This window comes from Chryseobacterium balustinum (genome assembly GCF_900168205.1).
GTDB classification, from domain to species: domain Bacteria; phylum Bacteroidota; class Bacteroidia; order Flavobacteriales; family Weeksellaceae; genus Chryseobacterium; species Chryseobacterium balustinum.
Genome location: NZ_FUZE01000028.1, coordinates 33146 through 43880, shown reverse-complemented (window position 1 = coordinate 43880; position 10735 = coordinate 33146). Strand labels below are relative to the sequence as shown.

Genomic DNA, 10735 nt, shown 5'->3' with positions numbered 1-10735 from the left:
AAAAAGCAACCTCTTTTAAATCGCTTTAAAAGAGGTTGCTTTTTATCTTATTTTTTGGAATAACGGAAAAACTAAAGAGTTGTGCAACGGTTACCTTTGTTGTGCGTTCGTTTTTATTGTCTTAATTTCCATTCTTTTACAAGTTCAGGAATTCTTGTCAGTACTTCTTTACCAAAAATTACTTCATCAACTAATCCCATATGCATTGAATCAATAAGTCTGCATAAGTATGATCTTCCTTTAACCCACCAAGTAAAATGGTCATCAACTATTAAATAATGTAAAGCGTCCTTGCCAACATTTTCTCTAGCTTCCCATAACTCCCAACCATCAAGTTGTGTTTCATATACACCATCAGCAACACGACTACCAAAAGTTGTTGTATAATAATATTCTTTGATTTCCCAAATTGCAATAGGATTAATTACACTTGGAAAAGCTCCATCAACTCTGCGGGATAATGTTCTAATAGGAAAGCCATTTTCTGTAAATGCAGTTAATTCTTTTGGATCAAAATCACAATTAGAATTTCCTTTATTCTCATTAATTAAAATATTTACTAATCCAGTTAAATACGAATAATCCTTTTTTTCGTCTTTTTGTTTGTTAAATGGTAATGGAATTTGAGGATTTAATTGGTTTTTTAGGTTATAAAATGTTTCTTTGGCAGAGTCTTTATTCATTAGGTTAGGCTGAACAATATTTGTGAGTAAATCTCCTCTGAAAATCATATAATCAATTATTAACTGACCAAATTCTGTGAAAGAATCGTCTTGATTTACGATTTTACTAAAATTTAGTGCTTCACTCACAAATACAGTTTTAATTTGTTGAGCAGTTGGAATTACAAAACCTCCATTCGGATTGTTTTTCCTTATTTTAACCGTGTATCCAAGTCGTTGATTTAATAATTTGATATTTGCCCAAAATTCTAATGATTGATTTTTGAAGATATTATTTGGTTTCATTTAAGTTTTTTTCAAATTTTAATATAAATTCCCCTAGTGAAGTATCCATAGCTTCTACAATATTTTTTAATTCTATAAGATCAATTCTTCTTTCCCCATTTTCAATTTTGCTAATGAAAGATTGAGGCACGTTTAATTTATCAGCCAAATCATTTTGAAGTAAATTACTTCCAACTCTTAGACTGTAAAGTGTTTCCAATAGAATTTTATATTCTTTGCTATAAATACTCTTTTTCATAGTACAAACTTATATTCTAAAAAAGGATATGCCAAAATGGGATATTGACACAAAAAATTGTATGTTTGTAAAAAATTAGATTATGCAGTTGACCCTAGATAGTAAGTTTGCAACATATGTACCGCCTAAAAGCCAATTATTAAAATGGGTTGGAAATAAACAAAAATTTGCAGGTCAGATTAGTAAATACTTTCCTGCTAATTATAATACTTTTTATGAACCTTTTTTGGGAAGTGGTGCAATTATGGCGACATTAAGTCCTTCAAGTGGAGTAGGATCTGATATTTATAAACCTTTAATTGAAATATGGAATACTCTAAAAAATGATCCAAATCTTTTGGTTGAATGGTATAAAGAACGGGTTGAAAGGATTGGAGATGAATCAAAAAAGGAAGTTTATGATTCTGTTTTAGAAACTTTTAATAAGAATAATAATGGTGCAGATTTTTTATTTTTAACAAGGACTTGCTATGGTGGAATTGTTAGATTTAGGAAATCTGATGGGTATATGAGCACACCGTGTGGAGTTCATAATCCAATTCCTGTTGAGACATTTAGAAAAAGAGTTAAAGAATGGAATCACAGAATGAAGAATGTTGATTTTGTAGCTAGTGACTATAAAGAAATATTCTCTAATGCCAAAGAAGGGGATTTAATTTATTGTGATCCTCCATATTCTCACAGTCAAAGTATTCTTTATGGTGCTCACGATTTTAAGTTGACGGATTTGTTAGAATGTATTAGTGAAGCTAAATCAAAAGGAGTTTTTGTAGCATTAAGTATAGATGGTTCTAAAAAGTCGGGAAATTATCTTTGTGATTTACCTATTCCTGAAAATTTGTTTGAACAAGAAATTTTAATTTCGTTAGGAAGTTCAATGTTAAGAAGATTTCAAATGGAAGGACAGACTTTGGAAAATGAAGATGTTAAAGATCGTCTTTTATTGACGTATTCTCTTTAAAAAATTCACATAACTAATTTATAAACAATCTTTTAACAAACAAAAAGACTGCCATCAAATTGATGGCAGTCTTAATATTTAAGTGATTAAATTTTTAATCAAATCATTACATATGCAATGCTCTCTTTCCTGTCGCATCCAAAGCAGCTTCTTTAATAGCTTCTGCATACGTTGGGTGAGCGTGAGAACTTCTTGCGATGTCTTCTGCACTTGCACGGAATTCCATTGCAATTACCCCTTCCGCAACCAAATCGGCAGCTCTCGCTCCAATCATGTGGAAACCAAGAACCTCATCTGTTTTTTCGTCAGCGATAATTTTCACCAAACCGTCGATATCACCACTTGCACGGCTTCTTCCTAATGCTCTCATTGGGAAAGTTCCGATTTTGTAAGCAACACCTTCTTCCTTCAATTGCTCTTCAGTTTTACCAACTCCGGCAACTTCAGGCCAAGTGTATACTACTCCAGGAATCAAGTTATAGTTGATATGAGGTTTTTGTCCTGCCAAAGTTTCAGCAACGAAAACTCCTTCTTCTTCAGCTTTGTGAGCCAACATTGCCCCTTTAATTACATCTCCGATTGCATAAATGTTTGCAACATTAGTTTGTAAATGATCGTTTGTTTTCACTCTTCCTCTTTCGTCAAGCTCAACACCTGCTTTTTCAAGACCAAGACCTTCTGTGTAAGGTTTTCTACCTACAGAAACCAAACAGTAATCTCCTTCAACGGTTACTTCTTCTCCTTTTTTATCTTTAGCCGTAACTTTTACAGAATCTCCATTTCTTTCAACTGCAGAAACTGCTGTAGAAAGCATGAATTTCATTCCTTGTTTTTTAAGAACTTTAGTCAATTCTTTGCTTAAAGCTCCATCCATTGTAGGAATAATTTTGTCCATAAACTCAACCACAGTAACCTGAGCTCCTAACCTGAGGTAAACTGAACCTAATTCTAGACCGATTACACCACCACCGATCACTACTAAATGCTTAGGAATTTCTTTTAAATTTAAAGCTTCTGTAGAAGTGATCACTCTCTCTTTATCTAAAGTGATGAAAGGTAAAGATGAAGGTTTAGAACCTGTTGCAATGATCGTATATTTAGATTCGATGGTCTCTGAAGAACCGTCGTTTTTAGTCACTTTAATCTGAGTAGCAGATTCAAAGCTTCCAAGACCTTCAAAAACAGTGATTTTGTTTTTGTCCATCAAGAAGTTGATTCCTTTTGTAGTTTGCTCTACTACTTCGTTTTTTCTCGCAATCATTCTTGCGATATCTGCTTTTGGCTCGTTAATGATAATTCCGTGGTTTTCAAAATTGTGCTTTGCGTTTTCGAAATGCTCAGAGCTGTCAAGAAGCGCTTTTGAAGGAATACATCCAACGTTAAGACAAGTTCCGCCTAAAGTTGAATATTTTTCGATAATTGCTGTTTTGAAACCTAATTGTGCAGCGCGAATAGCAGCCACATAACCTCCAGGACCAGAACCGATTACGGTAACATCGAATTGACTCATTTTATATTTTTATTTATTATTATCTGATTAATTAATTCTTACAAATTTAATGATTAATTATCACGCACCCAAGTGAGTTTTGTCAAGTTTTTTGTTGCGGGATGATGGATGTTAGATGATGGAAGCTTAATCGATTGAGAATATTTTTTCAAGCAGGAAATTTGAAGCTGGATGATGGATGTTTAAATGATTGAGAATATTTTTCAAGCATCTGACATCTAGCCTAATTTACAAATTCAATTTCCCTTGTCCAAAAACTTCTTTATTTCCAAAAAAGTTTCCACCGCCAATGTACCATTGGAGATTTTCCAGATATTCTATTGCATTTTCAGGTTTCATTTCTGCAACTTCCTTTTTAGCTATAATTCCCTTGAACCATCTGCTTAATTCTGGTGCGGTTTTGAATTCAATAGTATATTTAAGCCAAATTCTTTGACAGAGTCTGCATTGAATGATACTCACTTCTGCATTTTTATCATTGGTAAAATCTGTACCAACTATTGAAGTTCTATATTCAGATTCACTTAAGTCGTGTTTTTCGCAAGCACAACCCAGTTTCGGAAGTTTTTTCATGAATGAAATATTGATTTTAAATAAAATTGAACTGCAAATTTAAGGAAATACGGGAGATTTAATTTATTAATATTTCTTTAAAATAACCTTTACACTCTGCTTTGTAAGTTTTCACGTGTTCTTTAAAATCACTTTTCCATTCAATTCTATCATCATTTAGAAATGTATATGAAATGTAATAACTGTAAAGAGAAAATAAAAGCAAAAGAATCTTTAAAGATGAGTATATTTTTAAAAGGAATTTTCGATTTCTTAAAAATTTAAGGAAATAAAAATCAATAATTAAAATAAAAAATGTAATAATTAAACCATTTAATAGTACGCCTGAAATATAAAAAATCTCCGCCATCGAACTAGCTAAAGAATCACTTTTATATATTAATGGAAAAGCATAGTATTTTGGGAAAATATCGCCTTTACAGCTGCATTCTACAACATAAACCAGCCAAGGAAATTTCAGTAAAAAAAATCCTATAGAAAAAATATAGAACGTAAATATTTTTAAACTGATTTTCAATTTATTATTTTAAAATATCCAAAAGTAATTTCTCGTATCGATCCAATATAATCTCCTTAGAAAATCTTGATTTTATAGAGTTCTTGATAGAATCAGCATCATAACTTCCGTGTAAAATCTGCATAATTTTTTGTGAAAAATCTTCGTGGTTTTCAATATCTGCAATTTCGCCGTTGGTGTTATGTTGAATAATTTCGTTGATTCCGCCTCTGCAATTATTCGCCAAAGAATATGTTCCACAAGCTCCGGCTTCCAACAAAACATTCGGAAAGCCTTCATAACGTGAAGAAAGAATAAACAGATCAGCAAACTTCAGAAACTGATACGGGTTTTCCTGTCTTCCATGAAAAATAACTTTCTTTATACCTAAAAAATCCTTCATCTGATGAAGAATCTCCCGATCTCTGCCATCTCCTAAAATATGAAGAATAATATTCTCATTTTTAAGTCTTGAAAAAACTTTTAACAGGTTATCAAATCCTTTTCGCGCAGACAGATTACCGATGGCAACTACATTTTTATAATTATATTTAAAACTTTCGGGTTTTGTAGAAACAAGAAGCTTTTCATTGATAAACTCAAAATCTACAGGATTATTGATTTTTGTGATTTTATTTCTTTTAATATTGAAATTATTCACCAAATCATTCATCATATCGTCGCTTTGCGCAATAATCTGCTGATAATTGTTGTAAAAATGATAGAAAAATTTTATTTCTTTTCTCGTTACATGCTCTGAAACGACATTGGTTTCTCTTGCAATAAATTTAATTTTCGGAAAAAGCTTGATAAATACAGACAAATATGCATTTACTTCTCCAAATCCCGAAAAAACAATATCGGGTTTTCTGCGGTAAATTTGTGAAAGAATAGGCTTTAAAGAATGTCTGATTCTTTCGGTATCGATGTCAATAATTTCTACATCTTTTTTTAGAAAATTTAAGTAACCACCTTCTTTCCGTAAAAGCAAAATCATAGGCTCAAAACGATCTCTGGAAAGATGATTTGCTATGGTGGTAACGATTCTTTCTGCACCTCCGGTTTCAAGATCCGGCAGAATAAACATGACAGAAATTTTCTTATTCATCCTAAGATTTTTTAAGTATTTCAAAGGAATTTGGTTTCACAATAGGTCTGAAAAATCCTGAGAATGATTATTTGTAATATAATTTATTAAAAATCTATGCTCTTTCTGATCGAAAAATATATACCAAGACGTATTGTTGTTTGCTTTATACCTAAAAATTTACTTCCGAACTTTTTAAAATTCTCAGGAGTCTCATAAATATTAACCTGAAAATCAAAATTCATTATATAGAAAACAATTTCCTGTACATAAGATTTAGCATCTTCTTCAAAACCAAAATAGTTTTTTGAATATAAAATATCTACTAAATCTGTAAGGAATACCTTAACATCATTAGAAAAAATTATTTCTCTTTCCAAGGTAAAGATTCAATATGTGCATAAACTTTTCTCATCAACTCTTCACCAGTTATTCCTTTTGCAAATCGTTCATCAAAATCATCTTTCACAGCATATTCAGCTTGAGATTCTGCAACGTGATGAACTGAAGTTTTTCTATTCTTAATCTCAAGTAATTCTGCAATATCATCAAGCTCATCCATTTCTTTTATCCACTGAATGAGTTCTTTTTTTGCTTCTAATATTGGATTTTCCATTTTAATTTTATCAAAAATTAATTGGCAACGTCGCTGATGAATTTTATTCTCAGCATTCTTACTTCTTCATCAGAAAGCTCATCTCCGAATTCATCAAGCAAAACTTTCATGCTGTCGCTTTCAGATTCGTTCATAAATTCCATAAAATCATCTACTACATCTTCATCAAAATTATCTTCGATATAGTAATCTATATTTAATTTTGTACCCTGATAAACAATACGTTCCATTTCTTTCAACAAATCATTCATCGAAAGATTTTTGGCTCTTGCTATATCTTCAAGATCAATTTTCTTATCAGTGCTCTGAATGATGAAAACTTTATGGCTCGATTTATTAGCCACATTTTTCAACACCATATCCTGAGTACGTTCTATGTTGTTGTCTTCAACATATTTAGCAATATAATCTGCAAATTCTTTTCCGTATTTTTTAGATTTCCCTTCTCCAACACCATACACTTTAGCAATTTCTTCTACAGTAATAGGATATTGTACCGTCATATCTTCCAAACTAGGATCCATAAAAACCGTATAAGGCGGAATTCCATGTTTTTTGGCCACTTTTTTTCTAAGCTCTTTTAAAAGCCCAAATAAATTTTGGTCTAAACCTCCGCTTGATTGCAATTGTACCTGATCGCTTTCTGCTTTGGTTTGTGAAAGATCAAATTCGCGGTCTTCAGCAATTAAAAAAGGTTCTTCAAAGTTGTCAGTTAAAGCTTTTTTACCCTTTTCAGTAAATTTTAAAACACCATAAGTTTCGATATCTTTCTGTAAAAAATTCTGAACCGTTGCCTGTCTTAAAATTGTTTTCCAATAGTTATCTTTTTCAGATTTTCCAAACCCAAAAAATGAACTTTGCTCTAATTTATAAGCCTTCGTAACTGCCGTTTCTTTTCCAACAATAACAGAAATTAAATCTTTTGACTTAAATTTTTCCTGCGTTTCGTTAATTAACTCTAATGTTCTTTTTAAATCATTCGAGGCATCTTTCAATTTTGGAGGGTTTGATGCATTGTCACACATTTTGGCTCCTGCCCCATTTATAGGATCAAAAGTTTCACCAAAATAATATAAAATATACTGTCTTCGGCTCATCGAGGTTTCAGCATAGCCTACTACTTCATTTAAAAGTTGCAAACCGATTTCTCTTTCAGAAACAGGTTTTTGAGCTAAGAATTTCTCTAATTTTTCGATGTCTTTAGGATCGTAGAAAGCAAGACAATAGCCTTCTCCTCCATCACGACCCGCACGACCCGTTTCCTGATAATAACTTTCTAAAGATTTTGGAAAGTCGTAATGAATCACAAAACGTACATCCGGTTTATCGATTCCCATTCCGAATGCAATCGTTGCCACAATTACATCTGCTTCTTCCATCAAAAACTTATCCTGATTCGCAACTCTCACTTTCTGGTCGAGACCGGCATGATAAGGAAGTGCATTGATACCGTTTACCTGAAGAAGCTGTGCAAATTCTTCCACTTTTCTTCGGCTTAAACAGTAAACAATTCCCGATTTACCTTTATTCTTATTGATAAATTTTACAATTTCTTTATCGATATTCACCTTTGGAGTGACTTCGTAAAATAAATTAGCTCTGTTAAAACTCTCTTTAAATACCAAAGCATTAGTCATTCCTAAAGTTTTCTGAATATCATCTTGCACCTTTGGAGTCGCCGTTGCGGTCAATGCAATGACAGGAACATCTGCAATTCTATCAATGATCTGCTTTAAATTTCTGTATTCTGGTCGGAAATCATGGCCCCATTCTGAAATACAGTGCGCTTCATCAATTGCAAAGAATGATATTTTAATATCTTTCAAAAATTCCAGATAATCTTCTTTAATTAATGATTCCGGAGCTACATAAAGAAGCTTTGTTTTACCACTTTTTATATCATCAAAGACCTGTTTGGTCTGAGTTTTGTTAAGAGAAGAATTAAGAACGTGGGCAATCCCCGTTTCTGATGAAAGTCCGTTTACTGCATCCACCTGGTTTTTCATAAGAGCAATAAGCGGTGAAACAACAATTGCCGTCCCCTCAGAAATAAGGGCCGGAAGCTGATAACACAGTGATTTACCGCCTCCTGTAGGCATAAGGACGAAAATATCTTTTCCATTTAAGAGATTATTAATGATCTCTTCCTGTTGTCCTTTAAAGGTAGAAAATCCGAAGTATTTTTTTAATTCGCCTGATAAATTGGCTTTTTTTGCGCTCATCTAATTTTGTATTGCTAAATTTGCATCCAATCCAAAGTTATAAAATTTTTACTTAAAATAAAAGTAATAGAATTTTTTAGTAACCAAATTTATATTATGTATAAATTGAAACCATGGTAATCTACCTACTAATTTCGTTATAAAAATGAAAAGAGACAATATTATTTCAATTGCAAAAAGCACATTGACTATAGAAATTTCCGAACTGGAAAAATTAAAAGAAAGAATTGGTGACGAATTTGTAAAAGCAGTAGAATTAATCCATTCTGCTACCGGAAAACTAATCGTGGTAGGCATCGGAAAATCGGCTCATGTTGGTAATAAGATTGTTGCAACGTTAAATTCTACGGGAACTCCGTCTCAATTTTTACATGCTTCAGAAGCAATTCACGGAGATTTAGGGGTTATTCAAAAACAAGATGTGGTTTTATGCATTTCCAATTCTGGAAATTCACCTGAAATCACCAACCTTGTTTCTTATTTAAAAGATTACTCTTCTGCTCTCATCGGAATGACAGGAAACAGAAAAAGTAAACTTGCAGAATTTTCTGATGTTATTTTAGATACCCATGTAGATTTGGAAGCGTGCCCGAATAAACTAGCGCCAACAAGCTCTACAACCAATCAAATGGCTTTAGGAGATGCTTTGGCAGTATGCCTTATGGAAATGAATGATTTTAAAGAAAATGATTTCGCAAAATTTCATCCAGGTGGAAGTTTAGGTAAAAACTTAACGGCAAGAGTTGAACAGTTTCTTTCTTCACAAAAACCTCAGGTTTCGGAGGATTCTTCAATAAGAGATGTTATTATTTCGATCAGCGCATCTAGTCATGGAATAACCGTTGTTACAGATAATGATAAAATCATCGGAGTTGTTACCGACGGAGATTTGCGAAGAATGTTGTTGAAAGGTGATGATATTTCTAAAGTTTTGGCAAAAGATATTATGTCTGCAAATCCTAAAACAATCGAGAAAGATGTTTTGGCAAAAGAAGCCATGAAGATTTTAAAAGACAACAATATCGGGCAATTAATTGTAACTGAAAACGGGCAATATTTCGGAATTATTGATCTGCATACCTTATTAGACGAGGGAATTAATTAGTTTTAAAGTTATAAGTTTTCAGATACGAGTTTATTATGCTTGGTCTGCAGAACTCTAATAACTTTTCATACATTTGAAACTTAAAAAAATATCTGTGAGCGAAGATAAAGACATGTCCTTTTTCGGGCATATTGGAGAATTAAGAGGGCATTTGATCCGCTCTATTCTTGCTATTGTTATAGCGGCAGTGGTTGTCGGTTTTAATATCAACTGGATTATGGATCATATCTTTTTTGGTCCTACACGAAATGATTTTCCTACGTTTAAATTGGTGAATGAATTTTCACAATGGGTTTTAGGAGAAGACAGTATTACTTTGCCAGATGAATTTCCGGTGCGAGTTCAGAGATTGTATCAACAGTTTAATGTAATGATGGCTGTTTCTATTTTTGGTGGACTGGTTGCAGCTTTTCCTTATATCGTTTGGGAATTATGGAGATTTATTAGTCCTGCTTTGCATCCTAATGAAAGAAAAAATTCGATCTTCATCATCAATTCGGTTTGGATTTTATTTATGACCGGAGTTTTATGTGGATATTTCCTTATTTTACCTTTTGCGGTTAATTTCGGAGTTATTTTTAAAATTTCAGATATTATTATTCCATTATATGACCTTAGTGATTACACTACTCTATTCTTACAGGTTGTTTTAGGAATGGGCGTTGTCTTTTTATTTCCGGTTTTAATTTATTTCTTGACCAATATCGGAATTCTGAATCCTAAGTTTATGAAAACGTACAGAAGACACGCTATTGTTTTAATTATGGTAGTTGCCGCAATTATTACTCCTGCCGATGTTTTGAGTATGATTATGGCTGCATTGCCACTTTTATTACTTTATGAATTCAGTATTGTGATGTGTGGTTACACTTATAAAAAGGTACAAAAACGTGATGCCGGTTTAAAAACGGTTCAAAAATCTTAAAAAAATTAATATAAATAGTAGCGGCGCGAAAATC

11 protein-coding genes are annotated in these 10735 nt (G+C 32.4%); 3 read left to right on the top strand and 8 right to left on the bottom strand.

The genetic code is table 11. From position 1 onward, the window contains the following. Nucleotides 1-113 precede the first annotated feature (113 nt). Together B5X64_RS20255 and B5X64_RS20250 are read right to left on the bottom strand one after the other, a co-directional pair. Nucleotides 114-968 (bottom strand): DUF7687 domain-containing protein, encoded by an 855-nt coding sequence (locus tag B5X64_RS20255; protein WP_228419047.1) that lies wholly within the window; start codon nt 966-968, stop codon nt 114-116. Further along, nucleotides 955-1206: a helix-turn-helix domain-containing protein gene (locus tag B5X64_RS20250; RefSeq protein WP_079466946.1), complete on the bottom strand. Its 252-nt coding sequence runs from the start codon at nt 1204-1206 to the stop codon at nt 955-957. The genes B5X64_RS20255 and B5X64_RS20250 overlap by 14 nt, the downstream gene beginning before the upstream one ends. Nucleotides 1207-1288: 82 nt before the next feature. Between B5X64_RS20250 and B5X64_RS20245 the strand changes: the two genes are divergently transcribed. Then, nucleotides 1289-2167: a DNA adenine methylase gene (locus B5X64_RS20245; protein WP_079466945.1), complete on the top strand. Its 879-nt coding sequence runs from the start codon at nt 1289-1291 to the stop codon at nt 2165-2167. Nucleotides 2168-2273: 106 nt separating this feature from the next. Here the strand turns inward: B5X64_RS20245 and lpdA are convergent, their stop codons facing one another. From lpdA to recQ, 6 genes are all read right to left on the bottom strand, one after another. Beyond that, nucleotides 2274-3677 carry a dihydrolipoyl dehydrogenase gene (lpdA, locus tag B5X64_RS20240; protein ID WP_079466944.1) on the bottom strand — a complete coding sequence of 468 codons (1404 nt, stop codon included), beginning with the start codon at nt 3675-3677 and terminating at the stop codon, nt 2274-2276. A gap of 228 nt (nt 3678-3905) precedes the next feature. Further along, nucleotides 3906-4250, bottom strand: coding sequence for a hypothetical protein (locus B5X64_RS20235; protein WP_079466943.1), 345 nt, complete (start codon nt 4248-4250; stop codon nt 3906-3908). A gap of 521 nt (nt 4251-4771) precedes the next feature. Further along, nucleotides 4772-5854 (bottom strand): glycosyltransferase, encoded by a 1083-nt coding sequence (locus B5X64_RS20225; protein ID WP_079466941.1) that lies wholly within the window; start codon nt 5852-5854, stop codon nt 4772-4774. An 86-nt stretch (nt 5855-5940) separates the two neighbouring features. Beyond that, nucleotides 5941-6213, bottom strand: coding sequence for a hypothetical protein (locus tag B5X64_RS20220; protein ID WP_079466940.1), 273 nt, complete (start codon nt 6211-6213; stop codon nt 5941-5943). After that, entirely contained in the window at nt 6198-6449 is a 252-nt protein-coding gene (locus tag B5X64_RS20215; RefSeq protein WP_079466939.1) for a hypothetical protein, read from the bottom strand. Before B5X64_RS20215 ends, B5X64_RS20220 begins: the two co-directional genes overlap by 16 nt. Nucleotides 6450-6466: 17 nt before the next feature. Next, nucleotides 6467-8671 carry a DNA helicase RecQ gene (gene recQ / locus B5X64_RS20210; RefSeq protein WP_079466938.1) on the bottom strand — a complete coding sequence of 735 codons (2205 nt, stop codon included), beginning with the start codon at nt 8669-8671 and terminating at the stop codon, nt 6467-6469. A gap of 145 nt (nt 8672-8816) precedes the next feature. Between recQ and B5X64_RS20205 the strand changes: the two genes are divergently transcribed. Next, nucleotides 8817-9776, top strand: a complete 960-nt coding sequence (locus tag B5X64_RS20205; RefSeq protein WP_079466937.1) for a KpsF/GutQ family sugar-phosphate isomerase — start codon at nt 8817-8819, stop codon at nt 9774-9776. 94 nt (nt 9777-9870) lie between these two features. After that, the gene (tatC, locus tag B5X64_RS20200) at nt 9871-10701 is read left to right on the top strand and encodes a twin-arginine translocase subunit TatC (protein ID WP_172459109.1); all 831 of its coding nucleotides are present in this window, start codon (nt 9871-9873) and stop codon (nt 10699-10701) included. The last annotated feature ends 34 nt before the right edge of the window (nt 10702-10735 follow it).

Excerpts from the sequence above, each read along its gene's own strand:
- B5X64_RS20255 (WP_228419047.1), bottom strand. The coding sequence starts at position 968 with ATGAAACCAAATAATATCTTCAAAAATCAATCATTAGAATTTTGGGCA.
- B5X64_RS20250 (WP_079466946.1), bottom strand. The coding sequence starts at position 1,206 with ATGAAAAAGAGTATTTATAGCAAAGAATATAAAATTCTATTGGAAACA.
- B5X64_RS20245 (WP_079466945.1), top strand. The coding sequence starts at position 1,289 with ATGCAGTTGACCCTAGATAGTAAGTTTGCAACATATGTACCGCCTAAA.
- lpdA (WP_079466944.1), bottom strand. The coding sequence starts at position 3,677 with ATGAGTCAATTCGATGTTACCGTAATCGGTTCTGGTCCTGGAGGTTAT.
- B5X64_RS20235 (WP_079466943.1), bottom strand. The coding sequence starts at position 4,250 with ATGAAAAAACTTCCGAAACTGGGTTGTGCTTGCGAAAAACACGACTTA.
- B5X64_RS20225 (WP_079466941.1), bottom strand. The coding sequence starts at position 5,854 with ATGAATAAGAAAATTTCTGTCATGTTTATTCTGCCGGATCTTGAAACC.
- B5X64_RS20215 (WP_079466939.1), bottom strand. The coding sequence starts at position 6,449 with ATGGAAAATCCAATATTAGAAGCAAAAAAAGAACTCATTCAGTGGATA.
- recQ (WP_079466938.1), bottom strand. The coding sequence starts at position 8,671 with ATGAGCGCAAAAAAAGCCAATTTATCAGGCGAATTAAAAAAATACTTC.
- B5X64_RS20205 (WP_079466937.1), top strand. The coding sequence starts at position 8,817 with ATGAAAAGAGACAATATTATTTCAATTGCAAAAAGCACATTGACTATA.